The organism is Pseudomonas sp. NPDC086278 (assembly GCF_050280905.1).
Taxonomy (GTDB): Bacteria; Pseudomonadota; Gammaproteobacteria; order Pseudomonadales; family Pseudomonadaceae; genus Aquipseudomonas.
This window is the reverse complement of the sequence record NZ_JBNNWE010000104.1, coordinates 1-22,072: the sequence shown is the minus strand read 5'-3', so window position 1 is coordinate 22,072 and position 22,072 is coordinate 1. Positions and strand designations below refer to the sequence as shown.

At 60.4% G+C, this 22,072-nt stretch carries 19 protein-coding genes; 13 read left to right on the top strand and 6 right to left on the bottom strand.

The genetic code is table 11. The annotated features are described in order from the left end of the window. Window positions 1–146 precede the first annotated feature (146 nt). The 3 genes from ACQKP4_RS24455 to gloB all read right to left on the bottom strand — a co-directional run bounded on the left by ACQKP4_RS24455 (window position 147) and on the right by gloB (window position 4,694). Complete coding sequence (locus ACQKP4_RS24455; RefSeq protein ID WP_427636337.1) at window positions 147–1,961, bottom strand: extracellular solute-binding protein; 1,815 nt, start codon at window positions 1,959–1,961, stop codon at window positions 147–149. 411 nt (window positions 1,962–2,372) lie between these two features. Next, the gene (locus ACQKP4_RS24450; RefSeq protein ID WP_427636335.1) at window positions 2,373–3,827 is read right to left on the bottom strand and encodes a transglycosylase SLT domain-containing protein; all 1,455 of its coding nucleotides are present in this window, start codon (window positions 3,825–3,827) and stop codon (window positions 2,373–2,375) included. Between the two features lie 99 nt (window positions 3,828–3,926). Then, a complete protein-coding gene (gene gloB, locus ACQKP4_RS24445) occupies window positions 3,927–4,694 on the bottom strand; it encodes a hydroxyacylglutathione hydrolase (protein ID WP_427636333.1) in 768 nt (255 codons plus the stop codon). A gap of 66 nt (window positions 4,695–4,760) precedes the next feature. On the opposite strand from gloB, the gene ACQKP4_RS24440 reads away from it, so the two are divergent. The 5 genes from ACQKP4_RS24440 to ACQKP4_RS24420 all read left to right on the top strand — a co-directional run bounded on the left by ACQKP4_RS24440 (window position 4,761) and on the right by ACQKP4_RS24420 (window position 10,012). Next, window positions 4,761–5,519 carry a class I SAM-dependent methyltransferase gene (locus tag ACQKP4_RS24440; RefSeq protein WP_427636331.1) on the top strand — a complete coding sequence of 253 codons (759 nt, stop codon included), beginning with the start codon at window positions 4,761–4,763 and terminating at the stop codon, window positions 5,517–5,519. A gap of 91 nt (window positions 5,520–5,610) precedes the next feature. Beyond that, window positions 5,611–6,063, top strand: a complete 453-nt coding sequence (rnhA, locus tag ACQKP4_RS24435; RefSeq protein WP_008028618.1) for a ribonuclease HI — start codon at window positions 5,611–5,613, stop codon at window positions 6,061–6,063. Window positions 6,064–6,240: 177 nt separating this feature from the next. Further along, on the top strand, window positions 6,241–6,999 hold the full coding sequence (gene dnaQ / locus ACQKP4_RS24430; RefSeq protein WP_427636328.1) for a DNA polymerase III subunit epsilon: 759 nt from the start codon (window positions 6,241–6,243) through the stop codon (window positions 6,997–6,999). Between the two features lie 128 nt (window positions 7,000–7,127). Beyond that, window positions 7,128–9,383, top strand: a complete 2,256-nt coding sequence (locus ACQKP4_RS24425) for an Orn/Lys/Arg decarboxylase N-terminal domain-containing protein (protein ID WP_427636326.1) — start codon at window positions 7,128–7,130, stop codon at window positions 9,381–9,383. 14 nt (window positions 9,384–9,397) lie between these two features. Next, window positions 9,398–10,012 (top strand): GNAT family N-acetyltransferase, encoded by a 615-nt coding sequence (locus ACQKP4_RS24420; protein WP_427636324.1) that lies wholly within the window; start codon window positions 9,398–9,400, stop codon window positions 10,010–10,012. Here the strand turns inward: ACQKP4_RS24420 and ACQKP4_RS24415 are convergent. Beyond that, window positions 9,978–10,871: a LysR substrate-binding domain-containing protein gene (locus tag ACQKP4_RS24415; RefSeq protein ID WP_427636322.1), complete on the bottom strand. Its 894-nt coding sequence runs from the start codon at window positions 10,869–10,871 to the stop codon at window positions 9,978–9,980. The genes ACQKP4_RS24420 and ACQKP4_RS24415 overlap by 35 nt on opposite strands. Before the next feature lie 88 nt (window positions 10,872–10,959). Further along, window positions 10,960–11,220 carry a hypothetical protein gene (locus ACQKP4_RS24410; RefSeq protein ID WP_427636320.1) on the bottom strand — a complete coding sequence of 87 codons (261 nt, stop codon included), beginning with the start codon at window positions 11,218–11,220 and terminating at the stop codon, window positions 10,960–10,962. Between the two features lie 175 nt (window positions 11,221–11,395). Between ACQKP4_RS24410 and ACQKP4_RS24405 the strand changes: the two genes are divergently transcribed. Together ACQKP4_RS24405 and ACQKP4_RS24400 are read left to right on the top strand one after the other, a co-directional pair. Continuing rightward, window positions 11,396–11,956: an NADPH-dependent FMN reductase gene (locus tag ACQKP4_RS24405; protein WP_427636318.1), complete on the top strand. Its 561-nt coding sequence runs from the start codon at window positions 11,396–11,398 to the stop codon at window positions 11,954–11,956. Window positions 11,957–12,030: 74 nt separating this feature from the next. Continuing rightward, entirely contained in the window at window positions 12,031–13,314 is a 1,284-nt protein-coding gene (locus ACQKP4_RS24400; protein ID WP_427636316.1) for an arsenic transporter, read from the top strand. A 104-nt stretch (window positions 13,315–13,418) separates the two neighbouring features. On the opposite strand, the gene ACQKP4_RS24395 is transcribed toward ACQKP4_RS24400, so the two are convergent. After that, window positions 13,419–14,369, bottom strand: coding sequence for a DUF1853 family protein (locus ACQKP4_RS24395; protein ID WP_427636314.1), 951 nt, complete (start codon window positions 14,367–14,369; stop codon window positions 13,419–13,421). 110 nt (window positions 14,370–14,479) lie between these two features. Here ACQKP4_RS24395 and ACQKP4_RS24390 point away from each other — a divergent pair, with 110 nt between their 5' ends. Genes ACQKP4_RS24390 through pepN form a run of 6 tightly spaced genes read left to right on the top strand, consistent with a single transcriptional unit; the run spans window position 14,480 to window position 20,997 of the window. Further along, window positions 14,480–15,370, top strand: a complete 891-nt coding sequence (locus ACQKP4_RS24390; RefSeq protein ID WP_427636310.1) for an NAD(+) kinase — start codon at window positions 14,480–14,482, stop codon at window positions 15,368–15,370. Next, a complete protein-coding gene (locus tag ACQKP4_RS24385; protein WP_427636308.1) occupies window positions 15,367–16,341 on the top strand; it encodes a metallophosphoesterase in 975 nt (324 codons plus the stop codon). Before ACQKP4_RS24390 ends, ACQKP4_RS24385 begins: the two co-directional genes overlap by 4 nt. Continuing rightward, window positions 16,338–17,207: a rhomboid family intramembrane serine protease gene (locus ACQKP4_RS24380; protein WP_427636306.1), complete on the top strand. Its 870-nt coding sequence runs from the start codon at window positions 16,338–16,340 to the stop codon at window positions 17,205–17,207. Before ACQKP4_RS24385 ends, ACQKP4_RS24380 begins: the two co-directional genes overlap by 4 nt. A 34-nt stretch (window positions 17,208–17,241) precedes the next feature. After that, window positions 17,242–17,502: a YeaC family protein gene (locus ACQKP4_RS24375; RefSeq protein WP_427636304.1), complete on the top strand. Its 261-nt coding sequence runs from the start codon at window positions 17,242–17,244 to the stop codon at window positions 17,500–17,502. Continuing rightward, a complete protein-coding gene (locus tag ACQKP4_RS24370) occupies window positions 17,499–18,329 on the top strand; it encodes a DUF2797 domain-containing protein (RefSeq protein ID WP_427636302.1) in 831 nt (276 codons plus the stop codon). The genes ACQKP4_RS24375 and ACQKP4_RS24370 overlap by 4 nt, the downstream gene beginning before the upstream one ends. Before the next feature lie 10 nt (window positions 18,330–18,339). Then, window positions 18,340–20,997 (top strand): aminopeptidase N, encoded by a 2,658-nt coding sequence (pepN, locus tag ACQKP4_RS24365; protein ID WP_427636300.1) that lies wholly within the window; start codon window positions 18,340–18,342, stop codon window positions 20,995–20,997. The last annotated feature ends 1,075 nt before the right edge of the window (window positions 20,998–22,072 follow it).

Here is a 22,072-nt window from a genome sequence, read left to right as displayed (position 1 = left end):
GGTTGAAGCCTTTGGCTTCTTGCAGTGCCATCCCGTTTTGCCAAGCCTGGCGCACATAACTGCCGTTGAGTTTGGAGGTGCTGTTGTCTACGCCAGCCCGGCGAACAGCAGACCGCTGGCCTGCAACAGCAGGGCGCGCATGGGTTTCATTGATCTTTCTCCGAAGATTTCAGCCACCACGCGCTCAGGCCCAGCGTATAGGGCGGCGTGGTGACGAAGGCGAACCGGTTGCGGTAGGCCAGGCGGTGATAATTGAGGTACCAGTTCGGCACGATGTAGTGCTGCCACAGCAATACCCGGTCGAGGGCTTTGCCAGCGGCGACTTGTTCGTCGCGGGTCTGCGCGGCCAGCAGTTGTTCGAGCAAATGATCGACCACCGGGTTGGCGATGCCGGCGTAGTTTTTACTGCCCTTGACCCCGACCTGGCTGGAATGGAAATACTGCCATTGCTCCAGGCCCGGGCTGAGGGTCTGGTTGAGCGTCATGAGGATCATGTCGAAATCGAACTGATCGAGCCGCTGTTTGTACTGCGCGCGATCGACCGTGCGCAGCCGTGCGTCGATGCCAATGCTGGCGAGGTTCTCGACGTAGGGCTGAAGAATGCGTTCCAGGTTGGGGTTGACCAGCAGGATCTCGAACCGAAGCGGTTGGCCCTTGGCGTTTTCGACCCGTTGCCCATTCAGCTTCCAGCCGGCTTCGGCGAGCAGGCCCAAGGCCTTGCGCAAGGTTTCCCGGGGGATGCCGCGCCCGTCGGTCTGCGGCAGGCTGAACGGCTCGGTGAACAGTCTGGCGGGCAGTTGTTCGCGATACGGCTTGAGCATCAACCATTCATGGCCGACCGGCAGGCCGCTGGCGGAGAACTCGCTGTTGGGGTAGTAACTCATGGCCCGTTTGTAGGCGCCGCTGAACAGGGTGCGGTTGGTCCACTCGAAGTCGAACATCAGCCCCAGCGCTTCACGGACCTTGACCTCGGAGAAGGTCGCACGCCGCGTGTTCATGAACAGACCCTGGCTCTGCGTCGGGATCTGGTGGGGAATTTGCGCCTTGATCACGTCGCCGCGGCGTACGGCCGGAAAGTTGTAGCCGTTGTCCCAGTTTTTCGCCTGATGCTCGATGTAGATGTCGAACTCGCCCGCCTTGAACGCTTCGAACGCCACGTCGCTGTCGCGGTAGAACTCGACTTCCATGCGATCGACATTGTATTTGCCGCGATTGACCGCGAGGTCCTTGCCCCAGTAATCCTTGACCCGTTCGAAGACGATCTGCCGGCCCGGCGTAACCGAGGTGATGCGGTACGGTCCACTGCCCAGCGGCGGCTCGAAGGTGGTGGCCTGGAAATCGCGACCTTTCCAGTAATGCTGCGACAGCACCGGCAACTCGCCCAAGCGCAGAATCAGCAGCGGGTTGCCGGCGCGCTTGAACACGAAACGGATGCGGTGCGGGTTGAGAATATCGACGCGCAATACTTCCTGCAGGTTAGTGCGATATTGCGGATGGCCTTCCTTGAGCAGCAAGCGGTATGAAAACGCCACGTCGTAGGCCGTAATGGGCGAACCGTCGTGGAACCGTGCCTCGGGACGCAGGTTGAACACTACCCAACTGCGGTCTTCGCTGTATTCCACGGATTGGGCGATCAGGCCGTAACTGGAGGTCGGTTCATCCCCGGACGGTGCGTACTGGCCGGTGCCAACCATCAGCGGTTCGTTCAGCTCGTTGATGCCGTATTGCAGGAAGTTGGCCGTAGTCACCGGGCTGGTGCCCTTGAAGGTGTACGGATTGAGCGTATCGAAGGTGCCAAACGCCATCACCCGCAACGTACCGCCCTTGGGCGCTTGCGGGTTGACCCAGTCGAAGTGGGTAAATCTGGCCGGGTACTTGAGCGTGCCGAATTGCGCATAACCGTGGCTTTCGCTGATCGTCGCGCTGGCGCAAGGGCTCAAGGCCAGGCTGATCAGGAGCAGGAGGAGGGGACGCTTCAAGTCAGAGATCCGATCCAGGCGGCTTGGGCTTTGTGGCCCGTACAGTAACAGCTTGTATCGACAGGAAAAAGACAGGGGGGTAATGCGTTGTTAATCGCCAAGTGCGGAGCCGCCAGGGCGCCGAACCTGGCCGAGTGCGCTTGCGTGTGGCAAGGGGGCTGCCTATGGCAAGGAGGTTTGCCTGTGGTGAGGGGGCTTTCCTGTGGCGAGGGGGCTTGCCCCCGTTGGGCTGCGAAGCGGCCCCCAGCATTCCCTCAGTAAAACCATACCAGCAGGCTTTGCGACTGCTACGCAGCCGAACGGGGGCAAGCCCCCTCGCCACAAGAGCCATAAAATCCACAAAACCCCTCAAATCACAAACAAAAAAAAGCCCCTGAATCCAGGGGCTGATTTTTAACGCGGGGAGGAAACCGTGAGCATCTGTCCAGGCTTCAACGCTTGGCCAACACGCGGGTTCCAGCGCTTGAGGTGTTGCATTTCGACATTGAAGCGTTTGGCGACCATATACAGCGAATCGCCTTGCTGGACCTTGTACTGGGTCTGCGGCTTCTGTTTGTCAGCCTTGCTGGTGGTTTTGCTGTTCGACGCCACGACGGTGTTGACCCGGCCGTTCTTGCGCTTGGTGGTGTCCTGCATGACCAGGGTCTGGCCGACCTTGAGGTTCTTGCCGGTCATTTTGTTCCAGCGTTGCAGGTCCTTGACGTCGACCTTGTTGGCCTTGGCGATGGCTGCCAGGTTATCGCCGCGCTTAACGCGGTAAGCGCGTTTGAGGCTGGCCAGTTCCGACTCGTCTGCGCCTTCAAAGACCGGTTTTAGCGGCTTCTTGCTGATCAGTTCTTCAGGACGCATGGTCGAGAGGCTGGCCGTCAGCAGTTGCGCCTTGGACGTTGGCACCAGCAAATGCTGCGGACCATCAATGGTGGTGCGCTGTTTGAAGGCCGGGTTGAGCTGGAACAGTTCGTCTTCGTCGATGTTGGCCACCGCGGCAACCTTGGACAGGTCCATGCGCTGGTTGATCTCTACGACCTGGAAGTACGGTTCGTTGGCGATCGGGTTGAGGTTCACGCCGTAGGCTTCAGGCGACAGCACCACTTGCGACAGGGCCAGCAACTTCGGCACGTACGCCTGGGTTTCGGCCGGCAGCGGCAGGTTCCAGTAGTCGGTTGGCAGGCCGAGCTTTTCGTTGCGCTCGATGGCGCGGCTGACCGTGCCTTCGCCGGCGTTGTAAGCCGCGAGGGCCAGCAGCCAGTCGCCGTTGAACATGTCGTGCAGGCGGGTCAGGTAGTCCATGGCCGCGGTGGTCGAGGCGGTGATGTCGCGACGGCCATCATAGAAACGGGTCTGGCGCAGGTTGAAGTAACGGCCGGTGGAAGGAATGAATTGCCAAAGCCCCACCGCGTCGGCTCGGGAATAGGCCATCGGGTTGTAGGCGCTTTCAATCACTGGCAGCAGCGCCAGTTCCAGCGGCATGTTGCGTTCTTCAAGGCGCTCGACGATGTAGTGAATGTAGAGGCTGCCGCGTTCGCCGGCGTTTTCGAGGAAGGACGGATTGCTGGCGAACCACAGGCGCTGTTGCTCGATACGCGGGTTGACGCCCAGCCCGTCCTGTAGCTGGAAGCCCTGGCGCATGCGCTCCCAGACGTCCTGAGGTATTTGCGGGCTTGGCTTTTCGCTGAGCCAGATCGGTTTCTGCTTCGCTCGGGCGGCGATATTCGGAGTGTGTGTCGCTTCGGTCTGCGGCACATGGCTTGAACAGCCCGCCAACGTGGCGGACACAGCCACCGCTATGGCTTGAGCCAGGCGGGTCAATGCGTCTGAATTGATGGCTTTACTAATAGATGACGACATTGGCTGGAAGTAAGTTCCGGGCAAAAATGTCGGGGGATTCTAGAAAGCGTACCCCCTGCGGTCAACCATTCAGAATTTTTGTACCAATAGATAGCCTGCTTAGAACTTATCTTTCCAAGCTCGCAAGGCCGCAAAAACCTCACTCGGCGCCCGGATACCGGGGCCATTCCGTTCGTCCACTTTTTCTTTAACGGATGTTTCGCCGGTACGCAAAAACGGGTTGGTGAGTTGCTCCAGTGCCAGCGTCGAAGGCAGGGTCATGATCCCTTCCTCGCGTTGCCGGGTGACTTTGGCCAGGCGCGCGGCGGTGTCCTGATTGTCTGGCTCGACCGCCGCGGCAAATTTCAGGTTGCTCAGGGTGTATTCGTGGGTGCAGTAAACCAACGTGTCTTCGGGCAGCGCGGCGAGGCGGGACAGCGAGGTGTGCATCTGCTCCGGCGTGCCCTCGAACAAGCGTCCACAACCGGCGGCAAACAGGGTGTCGCCGCAGAACAGCAGGCCATGGTGGTAGTAGGCAATATGTCCCAGCGTGTGACCGGGAACGGCATAGACGTCGAAGTCCCAGCCGAGCACGCTGACGCGGTCGTTGTCCTTGAGTGCCACGTCCCGCGCCGGGATGGCCTCACTGGCCGGGCCGTAGACGGTCGCGTCCGTGGCTTTTTTCAGTTGCTCGACGCCGCCGACGTGATCGTGATGGTGATGAGTGATCAGAATGTCGCTCAACACCCAGCCCGGGTGCGCCGCCAGCCACGCTTGCACGGGTGCGGCATCGCCCGGATCGACCACGGCGCAGCGTTGGGTGCGATGGTCTTGTAACAACCAGATGTAGTTGTCGGTGAAGGCGGGCAGGGCACTGATCTGTATCATCGTCGGATTCGCCAAGCGGAAAACATTGGCGCATCTTAGAACTTCCTGGCGCGTTGGAGAAATGCAATGACCGATAAAGCGTTCGCTCAGGCCGACCCCGAGTGGCTGACATTGATCAGCGCGGCCCGTGAATGGCTGTCCGGCCCGATCGGGCAATTTCTGCTGGACGAAGAGCGGCGCATGCTTGAAGACGAGTTGGGGCGCTTCTTCGGCGGTTATCTGGTGCATTACGGACCGTCGGCGCAGACGCCACCGTCGGCGCCGCAGGTGCAACGCAATGTGCGACTCGGTGCGCCGCTGCCCGGTGTCGAGATCGTCTGCGAAGAGCAGGCCTGGCCGTTGAGCGAGCACGCCGCCGACGTGGTGGTGTTGCAACATGGTCTGGATTTCTGCCTCTCACCCCACGGTTTGCTGCGTGAAGCGGCGAGCAGCGTGCGCCCCGGGGGGCATCTGCTGATCGTCGGGATCAATCCCTGGAGCACGTGGGGTTTGCGGCATGTCTTTGCTCATGACGCCTTGAGCAAGGCCCGTTGCATATCCCCCTCGCGCGTCGGCGACTGGCTGAATCTGCTGGGCTTCGCGCTGGAGAAACGCCGCTTCGGGTGCTATCGTCCGCCGCTGGCGTCCCCCGCCTGGCAGGCCCGATTGGCCGGTTGGGAGCGCAAGGCCGGTGATTGGCAATTGTCTGGCGGCGGCTTCTATCTGTTGGTGGCGCGCAAGATCGTGGTCGGCCTGCGTCCGCTGCGCCAGGAGCGCCGCGAGCCGATGGGCAAACTGATTCCTCTGCCGATGGCCAAGGTCAATCGCCGCGATATCGAGCCGTAAACCTTTTTTATATTCCCGGTCGGGCGTGTCCCGGCCTCGGGCATCGTCGATCACTGATCGGCGAGCCAGCGCATTTTCTGGATAGATTGGCATGAGCGATAGCGTAGAACTCTTCACCGACGGCGCCTGTAAAGGCAACCCTGGCCCAGGCGGCTGGGGCGCGTTGCTGGTGTGCAAGGGCGTTGAAAAGGAACTGTGGGGCGGCGAAGCCAACACCACCAACAATCGCATGGAGTTGATGGGTGCGATCCGTGGCCTGGAAGAACTCAAACGCTCCTGCGACGTGCTGCTGGTCACGGACTCGCAATATGTGATGAAAGGCATCAATGAATGGATGGACAACTGGAAGAAACGCGGCTGGAAAACAGCGGCGAAAGAACCGGTTAAAAATGCCGATTTGTGGAAGCTGCTGGACGAACAGGTCAATCGCCACAACGTCACCTGGAAGTGGGTGCGCGGGCACATTGGCCACCACGGTAACGAACGGGCCGACCAGTTGGCCAACCGTGGCGTCGATGAAGTGCGCGGGTACAAGCAGGCTTGATTTTCGGGTCATGCCAATCGCGAGCAAGCTCGCTCCCAAAGAATCTCCAGGCGATGGAGATCAAATGTGGGAGCGGGCTTGCTCGCGAATGAAGCGCCACGGTCTGACTGAAACACCCCGGCGAGCGTGTTAACATCGCCGCTTTTGCACGATTGCCCCGTTGAGAGCTGAGCACTGATGGCCACCAGATCCGTTGTACTCGATACCGAAACCACCGGCATGCCGGTGACCGATGGCCACCGGATTATCGAAATCGGTTGTGTCGAGTTGATCGGTCGGCGCCTCACCGGCCGGCATTTCCACGTCTACCTGCAACCGGATCGCGAGAGTGACGAAGGCGCCATCGGCGTCCACGGCATCACCAACGAATTCCTTGTGGGCAAGCCGCGTTTCACTGAAGTGGCTGATGAATTCTTCGAGTTCATCAAGGGCGCGCAGTTGATCATCCATAACGCGGCGTTCGACGTTGGCTTCATCAACAACGAATTCGCGCTGATGGGCCGGCACGATCGCGCTGACATTACGCAGCATTGCTCGATCCTCGACACCCTGCTGATGGCCCGGGAACGTCACCCCGGTCAGCGCAACAGCCTCGACGCCTTGTGCAAGCGTTATGGCGTCGACAACTCTGGCCGTGAACTGCACGGCGCCTTGCTCGACTCCGAGATTCTCGCCGACGTTTACCTGACCATGACCGGCGGCCAGACCAGCCTGTCGTTGGCGGGTAATGCGTCCGACGGCAACGGTTCCGGGGAGGGCGCGGACAACTCGGCTACCGAAATCCGTCGCTTGCCGGCCGATCGACAGCCGACGCGAATCATCCGCGCGAGCGAAGACGATCTGGCGCAACACATGGCTCGTCTGGAGGTCATCGCCAAATCCGCCGGCGCGCCGTCGCTGTGGCAACAACTGGTCGAGGCCAAGGCCCAGGCCTGAATTGATGGCCACATGATGGTGCATCGCCTGACCCGCTTCGGGGCATCGGCACTCGCCACATGCGCTTCAACCCTCTACCCTGAGGTAATTGGCAGGCCACAACCTGCCGCCTCAGGACACTGAGCCTCATGTATAAAGATTTGAAATTTCCGGTGTTGATCGTCCATCGCGACATCAAGGCCGACAGCGTCGCCGGTGATCGCGTGCGGGGCATTGCCCGGGAGCTGGAGCAGGAAGGCTTCAGCATCGTGTCGGCGGTGGACTACACCGAAGGACGGCTGGTTGCCTCCACCCATCACGGCCTTTCCTGCATGTTGATTGCCGCTGAAGACGCGAGCACCAATTCCCATCTACTACAGAACATGGCTGAACTGATCGGCCTGGCGCGGGTGCGAGCGCCGGATCTGCCGATCTTCGCCCTCGGCGAGCAAGTCACGCTGGAAAATGCCCCGGCCGATGCCATGGCTGAACTCAATCAACTGCGCGGCATTCTTTATCTGTTCGAAGACACCGTGCCGTTTCTGGCCCGACAAGTCGCCCGTGCCGCGCGCAAATACCTGGACGGTTTGCTGCCGCCCTTTTTCAAGGCGCTGGTGCAACACACTGCCGACTCCAACTATTCCTGGCACACGCCCGGTCATGGCGGCGGCGTTGCGTATCACAAGAGCCCCGTGGGGCAGGCGTTTCACCAGTTTTTCGGCGAAAACACCCTGCGTTCGGACTTGTCGGTGTCAGTGCCGGAATTGGGTTCGTTGCTCGATCACACCGGCCCGCTGGCGGAAGCGGAGGCCCGCGCCGCGCGCAATTTCGGCGCCGATCACACCTTTTTCGTGATCAACGGCACCTCGACTGCCAACAAGATCGTCTGGCATTCGATGGTCGCCCGCGATGACTTGGTGCTGGTGGATCGCAACTGCCACAAATCGGTGCTGCACTCGATCATCATGACCGGCGCGATTCCGTTGTACCTGTGCCCGGAGCGTAATGAACTGGGGATCATCGGCCCGATTCCGCTGAGCGAATTCAGCCGCGAATCGATCCAGGCCAAGATCGACGCCAGCCCGCTGACCAAGGGCCGCGAACCCAAGGTCAAACTCGCGGTGGTGACCAACTCGACCTACGACGGCCTCTGTTACAACGCCGAGCTGATCAAGCAAAGTCTGGGCAACAGCGTCGAGGTCCTGCATTTCGACGAAGCCTGGTACGCCTATGCGGCGTTTCACGAGTTCTTCGCCGGGCGTTACGGCATGGGCACTTCCCGCAGCGAAGACAGCCCGCTGGTGTTCACCACCCATTCCACGCACAAGTTGCTGGCGGCATTCAGCCAGGCCTCGATGATCCACGTTCAGGACGGTGGCGCGCGGCAACTGGACCGCGACCGTTTCAACGAAGCGTTTATGATGCACATCTCGACCTCGCCGCAATACAGCATCATCGCTTCGCTGGACGTGGCCTCGGCGATGATGGAAGGCCCGGCCGGGCGTTCGCTGTTGCAGGAAATGTTTGACGAGGCGTTGAGCTTTCGTCGGGCGCTGGCCAATCTGCGTCAACACATCGCGGTGGATGACTGGTGGTTTTCCATTTGGCAGCCGCCCTCGGTGGAAGGCATCAATCGCGTCGTGACCGAAGACTGGTTGCTGCAACCCGATGCGGACTGGCACGGCTTTGGTGGCGTGACCGACGACTACGTGTTGCTCGATCCGATCAAAGTCACCCTGGTGATGCCCGGCTTGACCGCTGGCGGCGCACTGAGTGAGCGCGGGATTCCGGCGGCAGTCGTCAGCAAGTTTCTGTGGGAGCGCGGATTGGTGGTCGAGAAGACCGGCCTCTATTCGTTTCTGGTGCTGTTCTCGATGGGCATCACCAAAGGCAAATGGAGCACGCTGTTGACCGAGTTGCTGGAGTTCAAGCGCAGCTACGACGCCAACGTCAGTCTGGCCACGTGCCTGCCGTGCGTGGCGCAACAGAACGTCGCGCGTTATCAGGGCATGGGCTTGCGCGATCTGTGTGATCAATTGCACGCCTGCTATCGCAGCAATGCCACGGCCAAACACCTCAAGCGCATGTACACCGTGCTCCCGGAAATCGCCATGAAGCCGGCTGACGCCTATGATCACTTGGTGCGTGGCAACGTCGAGGCCGTGTCGATTGACGCGCTGGACGGGCGGATCGCGGCGGTGATGCTGGTGCCGTATCCGCCGGGCATTCCGCTGATCATGCCGGGCGAGCGCTTCACCGAGTCGACCCGCTCGATCAACGATTACCTTGCGTTTGCCCGCACGTTTGACAGCAGTTTTCCTGGCTTTGTCGCCGATGTGCATGGATTGCAACACGAAGACGAGGGCAATGGACGGCATTACACCGTCGATTGCATCAAGGAATGAGGACCTTTCCCAGCATGCAACCGGTCATGAATCCCAAGCATCCCGGCCTGTCGGTGCGAGTCGCCGACGATGGCTTCGCGGCGTACATCTGGGGCAGCGATTTCAGCTTCGAAGTCGCCACCTACGGCACCGCTGAAATCGGCAAACCGGTGGAGCAATGGGCGGTGACGCCGATCACGCCCTACCGAAAATGCTACGGCATTGATCCCGAGGAGTTCAGCAGCTTCCGCGATGCGGCCGACAGCGCGATTCTCATGGCCTATCTCGATGACGAGCCGGTCGGTCACTTGGTGATCAGTACCAACTGGAACGGCTTTGCGCACATCGACGAATTGGCGGTGCACGCGCCGGCACGCCGTCATGGCGTGGCCAAGGAGTTGCTGGACGTGGCGCAGTTCTGGAGTCGCAAGAAGAAATTGCCGGGCATCATGCTGGAAACCCAGAACAACAACCTGGGGGCGTGCCGGCTCTATGAGCGCTGTGGCTACGTGATTGGCGGCATCGACCATTTGCGCTATCGCGGCATCGACCCGAACACGGCCGAAGTAGCGTTGTTCTGGTATCGCTTGTTCGATAATCCGCTGGAAAACCCGCTTAGCTCGATAACATCGCCAAGGCTTGTTCCGTAATAATGCCGAGCAACGCCTGGACGGCGGTTGAAGGCTCGCTGTTCTTCAGGGTCAGCGCGTAGAGACTGATCGGGATCGCAGGCGCTAACGGGCAGGCATCGAGCCCGGTCGATCTGGCGCCGAGTGCGGTAAACGGATCGACAATCGCCAGGCCTTCGCCAGCCTCGACCATGCTGCGCATCATCTGATGCGTCTGCACGCGGGTGTGGATGACCGGGGCCGGGCGCAGGGCATGCAGCTTGTTGTCCAGTGCCGGGCTCAGCGGGTCGTGACCTTCAAGGCCGACCATCGACTGGCCTGCCAGGTCCTGCAATGAAATGTATTTCTGCTTCGGTTGCAACCAGCCATGGGGCGCCAACAGTTGAAGTTTGCCTTGGGCGATGACCTGACAGGCAATGTCGGCGTGCTCAGGATCATGCAGGCTCAGGCCCAAGTCGCTTTCCCGCAGCAACAAGCTTCTGACGATCTCGCGGGTGGGTTGGCTCAGCAGGGTGCACGGCGCATCGGGAAGTCGTCGGCGCAGTGCAGCGACGCTGTATGGCAATAATTGCTGGGCCAGTGGCGGGGTGCAGATAATGCGCAGGGGCGGGGCCTGGTATTGCTTGAGGCTGGCGGCCAAACGCTGGACGGGCTCGAGCGCTTCGTAGACGTGGGCGATTTCGACTTGTAAATCGCGCGCCTCACGCGTGGCCTGCAAGCGCCCACGCACACTGGAAAACAGCATGAAACCCAACTGACCCTCGGCGTCGCGCAAAATGCCTTCGACCTCGGCCACCGGCAACTGCAGCCATTCGGCGGCGGTGCCCAGGTGACCGGTCTGCAACAGCGCGTGGATCACTTCGATATGACGTAAACGCATGCGTGAAGTCCATGTTCAGCAGGTGAGGGAGTCAGTGGCTGAATCCTAACTCAAGTGCACGCATATGACTTCTGCTCATAACGCGAGGTTATGAGGCGACGGTGGTTTCCGGCAGGCTGCCGACGTAAGTATCGGGTTCGCGCACGATGGTGACGTCCGATTGAATCAACAGGAACTGGTTGTCATCGAGCTTCTTGACGCGATCGCCAATGGCCAGCTTGTAAGTGGTGACAGGCTCCGAGCCAGTGAGGCCGTCTGCCGACGGGGTGGATTCCTGGAACTCATGCACGGAATAAACACGGCCTTCCGCGTCTCTTGCATGGAACTGACCGACGAGTACTGCTGCCATCTGTTTAGAACCTCTGGAGATAAATCACTCAATTTGCGGTTCTGTAGACCGTGGTTAAGCGAAGTAAGTTTTCCTACAGGAAAAAAATAGTCAGGGGCGTGACATTCAACAACCCGCTGGGTGATTCATCATCTATAACTACCGATTCTTTCTATCGACAGTCGAGACATCTTCCATGAGCAACGTCTATAAGATCGCCGTAGTGGTGGGCAGCTTGAGAAAGGAATCGATCAATCGCAAGGTGGCATTGGCGCTGGCCGACCTGGCACCGGAAAATCTCAAACTCGAAATCGTCGAAATTGGCGACCTGCCGCTCTACAACGAAGACATCGATGGTGCATCACCGCCGGCAGCCTACAGCACTTTCCGACAAGAAGTGAGTTCATCCGACGCAGTGCTGTTTGTCACCCCTGAATACAACCGCTCGGTACCGGCGCCGCTGAAAAATGCAATCGACGTGGGATCGCGTCCCTACGGCAAAAGTGCGTGGAGTGGCAAGCCGGGTGCGGTCATCAGCGTTTCGCCGGGGGCGGTCGGCGGCTTCGGCGCCAACCATCACTTGCGCCAGTCCATGGTGTTTCTCGATGTGCCGTGCATGCAGCAACCGGAAGCGTACCTGGGCGGCGCCGGTTCGGCGTTCGACGAGGCCGGGAAACTGTCCGAATCGGTGAAACCTTTCCTGCAGAACTTCATCAATGCTTACGGCAAGTGGGTCGAGCAACACAAAAAGCTTTGACGGGGCGTCTGTAGCAGCCGCGCGGGCTCGACAGCTGCTACAGTCCCGTGAATTTTTTCAAGGTTGTCTTCTGCATGCTCATTGCGTCGCTGATTTTCCTGCTGACCATCACGTTGGTGATCTGGCAACCCAAAGGACTGGGCGTTGGCTGGAGCGCGGTATTGGGCGCGGTGCTGGCGCTGATTTTCGGCGTGGTGCACCTGAGTGACATCCCGATTGTGTGGCAGATCATCTGGAACGCCACCGGCACGTTCGTGGCGTTGATTATCATCAGTCTGTTGCTGGACGAGGCGGGGTTCTTCGCCTGGGCGGCGCTGCATGTGGCCCGATGGGGCCGGGGCAGCGGGCGCAAATTGTTCGCGTATATGGTGCTGCTCGGCGCGCTGGTGTCGGCGTTGTTCGCCAACGACGGCGCGGCACTGATTCTCACGCCAATCGTCATTTCCATGCTGCTGGCGCTGCGCTTTTCCAAGGCAGCCACTTTGGCGTTCGTGATGGGCGCCGGTTTCATTGCCGACACCGCGAGCTTGCCGCTGGTGGTGTCGAACCTGGTGAACATCGTTTCCGCCGACTTCTTCCATATCTCGTTCAACCGTTATGCGGCGGTGATGATCCCGGTCAACCTGGTGAGTGTCGCGGCCACGCTGGCGGTGTTGCTGTGGTTTTTCCGGCGCGATATCCCCAAGCACTACGACCCTGAACAACTGGAGCATCCCGCCACTGCGATCCATGACAAGGCAACGTTTTATGCCGGTTGGGTGGTGCTGGTGATTTTGCTGCTGGGGTGTTTTGCCCTTGAGCCGCTGGGCATTCCAATCAGCGCTATTTCTGCCGTGTGCGCGGCGTTGCTGCTGGGCATCGCTGCTCGCGGCCACAAGATTTCCACGCGCAAGGTGATGAAAGAAGCGCCGTGGCAGATCGTGATTTTTTCGCTGGGCATGTATCTGGTGGTCTATGGCCTGCGCAACGCCGGGCTGACCGGGTATCTGGCGGGTTGGCTGGATGGGTTTGCCCACTATGGGGTGTGGGGCGCGGCCATGGGCACGGGGCTGCTGACGGCGGTGCTGTCGTCGATCATGAACAACTTGCCAACGGTGTTGATCGGTTTGCTGTCGATTGATGCGAGTCAGGCCAGCGGCGTGGTGAAGGAGGCGATGATCTATGCCAACGTCATCGGCAGCGACCTGGGGCCGAAGATCACCCCGATTGGCAGCCTGGCGACGTTGTTGTGGCTGCACGTGCTGGAGCGCAAGAACATCCGGATCGGGTGGGGGTATTACTTCAAGGTGGGGATTGTGCTGACGGTGCCGGTGTTGCTGGTGACGTTGGCGGCGCTGGCGGTGCGATTGTCCCTGTAGATCGGGTCGGCCCATTCGCGAGCAAGCCCGCTCCCACAGGGTATTCGTCGTACCGGTGGGAGCGGGCTTGCTCGCGAAGAGGTCCGACCATTCAATACAAAAACTCAACCACCGCCCGGCACATTCGGCCAAAGATCTGCCACCAGAAACAACCGCTCGGCCTCTTCCCAATCGCCCTCGGCATTCTCGACCAGCAGCACCATCAATTGCGCCGGTGCCTGCGGTTCCAGATCACTCAGCCACGCGTGTAACTGCTCAATGTTCCAGGTCTGCTCGTCAGGATAATGGGCCGGTGCCAGCCAGGCATGGCGGGGCAGGGGCTGCCAGCGACCGAATGGCCGCTGCTGCACAAAGTCCATCCAGTCCTTCTGGTGCAGCCAACTGCCGCGCAAATGCTGCGGATGGGCGCCAGCGGGTGGCGCGGCTTGCCCCGGCCACGGATACAGCAAATACCCGCCCAGCCACAGGTGTGCGCTGAACTGCTGGATGTCCAGCGCCGCCAGCGCTTCGCGGCTCTCGGGCCGGGCAGAAATCGGCAACTGGTGCTGCGACAGATGCGCCAGTTTGCGGTCCAGCCGATCATGGCAACCAGGCCCCAGCCACTGCGCGGCGTCATGGCCGTCGCCATTTTGCGGCCCGAGGTAGAGCTTGATTGCCAGCTCCAGGTGGTGCACGCCATCGCGATCGCGCAACAGCATGTCCAACTCACCCAGCGTATGACCTTCACGGCGGATCGGCAGGTTGGCGGCAATCAGTTCGACCCCCGGCGCATGGCGCACGGCGTATTGCCACAAGCGCTCGTAATACAGGCCCAGACGCCGGGTCCGGGCCTGCGCCAGCCAATGCAGCAAGTCATAGCTGTCGCGATCGAGCTGGCGCAGCCACAGCTCCAGCCGTTCCGGAGCTTGTACCCAATCGCTGCCGGCCAGCGGATGACGCTGCGGCCACGGTGTTTCGCCGAGCATCGGCGGCGCGAGGAGGACCCACGCCAAATCGCGCACCTCAGGGTGACGCAACTGGTGAGGCAACTGCAGCAAATCGGGAAATAGGATCATCTTGCGAGCATAGCCTTAAACGGACTCCTTCCTTGAGGCTGAAAGGATTTTGTCTATCCTGCGCTTTCGCCCATAATCGGGTTTTTCGCCGTTGCAGAGACCCCCGCCCCATGGAGCAATTTCGTAATATCGGCATCATCGGTCGCCTGGGCAGCTCGCAGGTGCTGGATACCGTCCGCCGACTGAAACGGTTTCTGCTCGATCGTCACCTGCACGTGATCCTCGAAGACACCATCGCCGAAGTCCTGCCGGGGCACGGCTTGCAAACGTCGTCGCGCAAGATGCTCGGCGAAGTGTGCGACATGGTGATTGTGGTCGGCGGTGACGGCAGCCTGCTCGGCGCCGCACGTGCCCTGGCCCGACACAACATCCCGGTGCTGGGCATCAACCGGGGCAGCCTCGGCTTTCTGACCGACATTCGCCCTGATGAGCTGGAGGTCGAAGTCGCCAAGGTGCTCGACGGCCATTACCTGGTGGAAAACCGCTTCCTGCTGCAAGCCGAAGTGCGCCGCCATGGCGAGGCCATCGGCCAGGGCGATGCGCTGAACGACGTCGTGCTGCACCCCGGCAAATCGACGCGGATGATCGAGTTCGAGCTGTACATCGACGGCCAGTTCGTCTGCAGCCAGAAGGCCGACGGCCTGATCGTCGCCACGCCAACCGGTTCGACCGCGTACGCGCTGTCGGCGGGCGGTCCGATCATGCACCCCAAGCTCGATGCCATTGTGATCGTGCCGATGTACCCCCATATGTTGTCCAGCAGGCCCATCGTGGTTGATGGCAACAGTGAACTGAAGATCGTGGTGTCCAAGGACATGCAGATTTACCCGCAAGTCTCGTGCGACGGGCAGAACCATTTCACCTGCGCCCCCGGTGACACCATTACGGTGAGCAAAAAGGCGCAGAAGCTGCGCTTGATCCATCCGCTGGACCACAACTATTACGAAGTGTGCCGCACCAAGCTCGGCTGGGGCAGCCGCTTGGGGGGTGGAGGCGAGTGATGCTCGATCCCGCGCGTAGCTACGACCTGATCGGTGACGTGCACGGTTGCGCTCTGACCCTTGAGCACTTGCTCGACCGGCTCGGTTATCAAAAACACGCTGGCGTCTGGCGCCATGCCTCGCGCATGGCGGTGTTCGTCGGCGACATCATCGACCGCGGCCCACGGATTCGCGAAGCGCTGCACATCGTCCACGACATGGTCGCGGCCGGTCAGGCGCTGTGCATCATGGGCAACCATGAGTTCAACGCGCTCGGTTGGGGCACGCCGGCGCCGCCGGGCAGTGGCAAGCAATTTGTGCGTGAACACACACCGCGCCATGCCCGCCTGCTGGGTGAAACCCTGACGCAATTCGAAGACCACCCCGGCGACTGGCATGACTTTCAGCAATGGTTTTATGAACTGCCGTTGTTTGTGGACGCCGGACGTTTCCGCGTGGTCCACGCCTGCTGGGATGCCGGGTTGATCGAGCCGTTGCGTGCGCAGTTCCCCGATGGCTGCATCGACGAGCACTTCCTCCAGGCTTCCGCCGTCCCCGGCAGTTTCGCCTGCACCGTGTTTGATCGCTTGCTGCGCGGCACCGACATGCGGTTGCCCGACGGGCAGACCATGACCAGCGGCGACGGCCTGACGCGCTCGTTCTTCCGCACCAAATTCTGGGAAGACGACCCGCAAACCTACGGAGACATTGTGTTCCAGCCTGACGCCTTGCCTGAACCAGTGGCGCGCACGCCGCTGTCGTCCACCGAGAAAACCACCCTGCTGCGTTACGGCGCGGACGAGCCGTTGCTGTTCGTTGGCCATTACTGGCGCAGCGGCAAACCGGCGCCGATCCGGCCGAACCTGGCCTGCCTGGATTACAGCGCAGTGCTGTACGGCAAGCTGGTCGCCTATCGACTGGATCAGGAAACCCGGCTCGATCCGAATAAATTTGTCTGGGTCGATGTCGAACGGCCGGAGGTGTTGCAATGAGTACGGTGGCCGTATTACGCCTGCCGCTGGCGGTGGATTTGAGCGGGTTCGTCAAACTGTTGCAGCGCATGCAAGTGCCGCATCGCGTCAGCGAGGAAGCGGGCGAGCAAGTGCTGTGGGTGCCGGACAACATCAGCGAGGACGTGCGCGCGCTGTACGAACGCTTCCCGGCAGGCGACCCCGATCAGCAACTGGACATTCCCGTGGCGCAGACGCCGCGGCGCCCCGGCTTCATCGAGCAATTACGTTACGCCAAGGCCACCGGTTTCGTGTTGCTGCTGAGTGTGCTGGTGGGCGCCATCACCCTGCTGGGTGACAACCTCGACACCATGCGCTGGCTGACTTTCCTCGATTTTCGCGTGGTCGGCGATTCCATCCATTTCGTGCCACTGGCCGACAGCCTCGCGGCGGGGCAGTGGTGGCGTCTGGTGACACCGATGCTGATCCACTTCGGCATCCTCCACCTGGCCATGAACGGCATGTGGTATTGGGAGCTGGGGCGGCGCATCGAGTCGCGACAGGGCAGCATCAACCTGATCGGGCTGACCTTGCTGTTCAGCCTGGTCTCCAACTACTCCCAGTATTATTTCAGCGGTCCGACCTTGTTCGGCGGCTTGTCTGGCGTGTTGTACGGCCTGCTTGGGCATTGCTGGATTTTCCAGCTGCTGTCGCCAAACCCGGCTTATCGCCTGCCGCGCGGCGTGTTGGTGATGATGCTGGTGTGGCTGGTGCTGTGCCTGTCGGGGCTCGTCTCGATGATCGGCTTCGGCGAAATCGCCAACGCGGCCCACGTCAGCGGGTTACTCATCGGATGCTTTACCGGGTTGTTGGGTGGTTTGTACAACCGCCGTAAACTGGCCGCCTGAAAAAATTTATGTATTAAAGAGCGCGGAGACCTTGATGTCCTCTTTTAACGAAATGATCAAAAACATCACCCCCGATATCTACCAGAGCCTGAAATTGGCGGTGGAAATCGGCAAATGGTCCGACGGCAACAAGCTCACCGCCGAACAACGCGAACTGTCGCTGCAAGCGATGATCGCCTGGGAAGTGCAGAACCTGCCCGAAGAACAGCGCACCGGTTACATGGGCCCGCAGGAATGCAGTTCGAAATCGATCAGCGTGCCGAACATCCTGTTCAAGTCGGATGCCATCCATTGATCGAGATTGGCCGCGGTGCAATCAGCAAGATGTCGGCGCGCCTTGATGGCGGCGACGTGCAATACGCGTTTCGCCTGGACGACGTCGAGGTGCCGGTCAATCCGTTGATCGGTTCCACGGTGCGCCTGGAATACCTGGGGGCGATCCATTGCTCCCATTGCGGGCGCAAGACCAAAACCAGTTTCAGCCAGGGTTATTGCTACCCGTGCATGACCAAACTGGCGCAGTGCGATCTCTGCATCATGAGCCCGGAGCGTTGCCACTACGACGCTGGCACCTGCCGTGAGCCGGAGTGGGGCGAGAAGTTCTGCATGACCGACCACATCGTCTACCTGTCGAACTCGTCGGGGGTAAAGGTCGGGATTACCCGAGCGACCCAATTGCCGACTCGCTGGATCGATCAGGGCGCCCGTCAAGCCTTGCCGATCATGCGCGTCTCCACCCGTCAGCAGTCGGGGTTTGTCGAAGACCTGTTTCGCAGTCAGGTCGCGGACAAGACCAACTGGCGTGCCTTGCTCAAGGGTGAAGCGGCGTCGGTGAACCTGGCCGACGTTCGCGATCAACTGTTCGAACACTGCGCCGAAGGCCTGCAAACCTTGCAGGAACGCTTCGGACTACAGGCAATCCAGACCATTGCCGACGTGGAAACTCTTGAAATCCGTTATCCGGTCGAGCAATACCCGGCCAAGATCGTCAGCTTCAACCTGGACAAGAATCCGATTGCCGAAGGCACGCTGTTGGGGATCAAGGGCCAATACCTGATTTTCGACACCGGCGTAATCAACATTCGTAAATACACGGCTTATCAACTCGCCGTGCATCAGTAAGGACTCCAGCATGCGCACCGAACAACCGAAGATGATCTACCTGAAGGACTATCAGGCACCCGAGTACCTGATCGACGAGACGCACCTGACCTTCGAGTTGTTCGAGGACCACAGCCTGGTCCATGCGCAACTGGTGATGCGCCGCAATCCCGAGCGTGGCCCGGGCCTGCCGCCGCTGGTGCTGGACGGTCAGCAGCTTGAGCTGTTGTCGGTGACCCTGGCGGATAGCGAGCTGAGCGACGCTGACTACCAGCTAACCGAAAACCACCTGACCCTGCACCCGACCAGCGCCAGTTTTACGGTCGACACCAGCGTCAAGATCCACCCGGAAACCAACACCGCGCTGGAAGGCCTGTACAAATCCAGCGGCATGTTCTGCACCCAGTGCGAGGCCGAAGGCTTCCGCAAAATCACCTATTACCTCGACCGCCCGGACGTGATGAGCAAGTTCACCACCACGGTCGTGGCTGAACAACACAGCTATCCGGTGCTGTTGTCCAACGGCAACCCGATTGCCTCGGGCCCCGGCGAAGATGGCCGGCACTGGGCGACCTGGGAAGACCCGTTCATGAAACCGGCGTACCTGTTTGCGCTGGTGGCCGGTGATTTGTGGTGCGTTGAAGACACCTTCACCACCATGACCGAGCGTTCCGTGGCGCTGCGCATTTACGTCGAGCCGGAAAACATCGACAAGTGCCAGCACGCGATGAACAGCCTGAAGAAGTCGATGCGCTGGGACGAAGAGGTTTACGGTCGCGAGTACGACCTGGACATCTTCATGATCGTTGCGGTCAACGACTTCAACATGGGCGCGATGGAGAACAAGGGCCTCAACATTTTCAACTCCAGCGCCGTACTGGCCCGCGCCGAAACCGCCACCGACGCTGCGCATCAGCGCGTTGAAGCAATCGTCGCCCACGAATACTTCCACAACTGGTCAGGCAACCGCGTGACCTGCCGCGACTGGTTCCAGTTGTCGCTGAAAGAAGGCTTCACCGTGTTCCGTGATTCCGGCTTCTCGGCCGACATGAACTCGGCCACCGTGAAGCGCATTCAGGACGTGGCGTATTTGCGTACTCATCAGTTCGCCGAAGACGCCGGCCCGATGGCGCACGCGGTGCGCCCGGACAGCTTTATCGAGATTTCCAACTTCTACACTTTGACCGTGTACGAAAAGGGTTCGGAAGTGGTCGGCATGATCCACACCTTGCTCGGCGCTGAAGGCTTTCGCAAAGGCAGCGACTTGTACTTTGATCGCCATGATGGCCAGGCCGTGACCTGCGATGACTTCATCAAAGCCATGGAAGACGCCAACGGTGTCGACCTGAGCCAATTCAAGCGCTGGTACAGCCAAGCTGGCACACCGCGCCTGGCGGTCAGCGAGTCCTACGATGCAGCGGCAAAAACCTACAGCCTGACCTTCCGCCAGAGCTGCCCGCAAACCCCGGACAAAGTTGAAAAACTGCCGTTCGTGATTCCTGTGGAACTGGGCCTGCTGGATTCCAAAGGCGCGGTCATTGCCTTGCGTCTTGCCGGCGAAGCCAGTGCTCAGGGTACGTCGCGGGTGATTTCGGTCACCGAAGCGCAGCAGACGTTTACCTTCGTCGACATCGCTGAACAGCCGCTGCCTTCGCTGCTGCGCGGTTTCTCGGCACCGGTCAAGTTGAGCTTCCCGTACAACCGCGATCAGTTGATGTTCCTGATGCAGCACGATACCGACGGCTTCAATCGTTGGGATGCAGGTCAACAATTGTCGGTGCATGTGCTGCAAGAGTTGATTGCCGATCACCAGAAGGGCGAGCCACTGGTGCTCGATCCGCGTCTGGTGTCGGCGCTGCGCACGGTGCTGTCGGACGAGACGCTGGATCAGGCGATGGTTGCAGAAATGCTGTCGCTGCCGGGCGAGGCGTATCTCACTGAAATCAGCGAAGTGGCTGACGTCGAGGCGATTCACTTCGCCCGTGAGTTTGTTCGCAAGCAATTGGCGGATGGTTTGTTTGAGGCGCTGTGGTTGCGCTATCAGGCCAACCGCGACTTGTCGAAGAAAACGCCGTACGTGGCCGAGGCCGAGCATTTCGCCCGGCGTGCGTTGCAGAACATTGCCCTGTCGTACTTGATGTTGAGCGGCAAGCCCGAAGTGTTGGCGGCGACGCTGGAGCAGTTTGAAGCCAGCGACAACATGACCGAGCGTTTGACCGCGTTGGCGGTACTGGTCAATTCGCCGTTCGAGGAAGAGAAAGCCAAGGCGCTGGCAAGTTTTGCCGAGCACTTCAAGGACAACCCGCTGGTCATGGATCAGTGGTTCAGCGTGCAGGCGGGCAGCACCTTGCCGGGCGGCCTGGAGCGTGTGCGTCAGTTGATGCAGCATCCGGCGTTCAATATGAAGAATCCGAACAAGGTGCGGGCGTTGGTTGGCGCATTTGCCGGGCAGAACCTGATCAATTTCCATGCGGCGGATGGTTCCGGGTATCGGTTCCTGGCTGATCTGGTGATTGAGTTGAACGGGTTTAATCCGCAGATTGCGTCGCGTCAGTTGGCGCCGTTGACGCGCTGGCGCAAGTATGACGACGCTCGTCAGGCGTTGATGAAAGGTGAGCTGGAGCGGATTCGCGCTTCTGGGCAGCTTTCTGCGGATGTGTTTGAGGTGGTCAGCAAGAGCCTTGCCTGAGTCTGGGTTTGCTCCCACAGGGTTCACTCGAAACCTGTGGGAGTGGGTTTGCTCGCGCAGGCTGTTTTGCGGGGATTTTTTGATGGTGTACATATCCGTTGCTGCGGTAACGGCGGCTTGGGGTTTCGCCCTTACGGCGAGTCCCTTTTGGCAAACGCCCCAAAAGGAACCAAAAGGTCTCGCCCCGGCGTCCGGCCCCTCGCCTAGGCTCGGCGTTCCTTCGCTCCGGTGTCCATCTGGGGACATCGCCTACGGTTTGCTTCGCTGCACCTCCTCTCGATGTGTGCGGCTCCGCCGCACGGCGCTACGCGCCTGATCCCCAGATGCACACCTCCACTCAGCCTCCCGAAGGGGCGGGCAGATCAAAAGCTGAAGGCGAGCTAACGCTCGGCCTGATGAGTGGTGAAGGTCAACAGCGGGTACGCGGCGTTTGATTTTTGTGGGAGCGGGCTTGCTCGCGAAGGCGGCCTGACAGCCGACCAGTCACTCCCCAGCCGCACCCCATCCTACTGTGGGAGCTGGCTTGCCTGCGAAGACGGCCTACCAACCGACCACTCACTCCCAGCCGCACCCCATCCTGCTGTGGGAGCTGGCTTGCCTGCGAAGGCGGCCTGCCAGCCGACCAATCTCTCCCAGCCGCACCCCATCCTACTGTGGGAGCTGGCTTGCCTGCGAAGGCGGCCTACCAGCCGACCAATCACTCCCAGCCGCACCCCATCCCACTGTGGGAGCTGGCTTGCCTGCGAAGACGGCCTGCCAACCAACCAATCAATCCCGGATGTACTCCATCCCCTGTGGGAGCGAGCTTGCTCGCGAAAGCAACCTGCCAGCCAACCAGCCTTCCGCACCTGCACGCGATCCTGATCCCCCACTCCAGATTTGCTGTTGCTGTGGCTCTAGCTTTTGATCTTGATCCTGCTTTTGATCTCTCGCCCCTTCGGCAGGCCGAGCGGAGGTGTTCATCAGGGGGTTAGGCGCGTAGCGCCGTGCGGCGAAGCCGCACACATCGAGAGGAGGTGCAGCGAAGCAAACCGTAGGCGATGCCCCCTGATGGACACCGTAGCGAGGGAACATC

What these genes read in the sequence shown, in the direction of transcription:
- ACQKP4_RS24450 (WP_427636335.1), bottom strand. Translation starts at nt 3,827, where the DNA reads ATGTCGTCATCTATTAGTAAAGCCATCAATTCAGACGCATTGACCCGC.
- rnhA (WP_008028618.1), top strand. Translation starts at nt 5,611, where the DNA reads ATGAGCGATAGCGTAGAACTCTTCACCGACGGCGCCTGTAAAGGCAAC.
- ACQKP4_RS24395 (WP_427636314.1), bottom strand. Translation starts at nt 14,369, where the DNA reads ATGATCCTATTTCCCGATTTGCTGCAGTTGCCTCACCAGTTGCGTCAC.
- ACQKP4_RS24405 (WP_427636318.1), top strand. Translation starts at nt 11,396, where the DNA reads ATGAGCAACGTCTATAAGATCGCCGTAGTGGTGGGCAGCTTGAGAAAG.
- ACQKP4_RS24400 (WP_427636316.1), top strand. Translation starts at nt 12,031, where the DNA reads ATGCTCATTGCGTCGCTGATTTTCCTGCTGACCATCACGTTGGTGATC.
- ACQKP4_RS24420 (WP_427636324.1), top strand. Translation starts at nt 9,398, where the DNA reads ATGCAACCGGTCATGAATCCCAAGCATCCCGGCCTGTCGGTGCGAGTC.
- ACQKP4_RS24380 (WP_427636306.1), top strand. Translation starts at nt 16,338, where the DNA reads ATGAGTACGGTGGCCGTATTACGCCTGCCGCTGGCGGTGGATTTGAGC.
- ACQKP4_RS24390 (WP_427636310.1), top strand. Translation starts at nt 14,480, where the DNA reads ATGGAGCAATTTCGTAATATCGGCATCATCGGTCGCCTGGGCAGCTCG.
- ACQKP4_RS24410 (WP_427636320.1), bottom strand. Translation starts at nt 11,220, where the DNA reads ATGGCAGCAGTACTCGTCGGTCAGTTCCATGCAAGAGACGCGGAAGGC.
- ACQKP4_RS24425 (WP_427636326.1), top strand. Translation starts at nt 7,128, where the DNA reads ATGTATAAAGATTTGAAATTTCCGGTGTTGATCGTCCATCGCGACATC.
- ACQKP4_RS24375 (WP_427636304.1), top strand. Translation starts at nt 17,242, where the DNA reads ATGTCCTCTTTTAACGAAATGATCAAAAACATCACCCCCGATATCTAC.
- ACQKP4_RS24415 (WP_427636322.1), bottom strand. Translation starts at nt 10,871, where the DNA reads ATGCGTTTACGTCATATCGAAGTGATCCACGCGCTGTTGCAGACCGGT.
- dnaQ (WP_427636328.1), top strand. Translation starts at nt 6,241, where the DNA reads ATGGCCACCAGATCCGTTGTACTCGATACCGAAACCACCGGCATGCCG.
- gloB (WP_427636333.1), bottom strand. Translation starts at nt 4,694, where the DNA reads ATGATACAGATCAGTGCCCTGCCCGCCTTCACCGACAACTACATCTGG.
- ACQKP4_RS24440 (WP_427636331.1), top strand. Translation starts at nt 4,761, where the DNA reads ATGACCGATAAAGCGTTCGCTCAGGCCGACCCCGAGTGGCTGACATTG.
- pepN (WP_427636300.1), top strand. Translation starts at nt 18,340, where the DNA reads ATGCGCACCGAACAACCGAAGATGATCTACCTGAAGGACTATCAGGCA.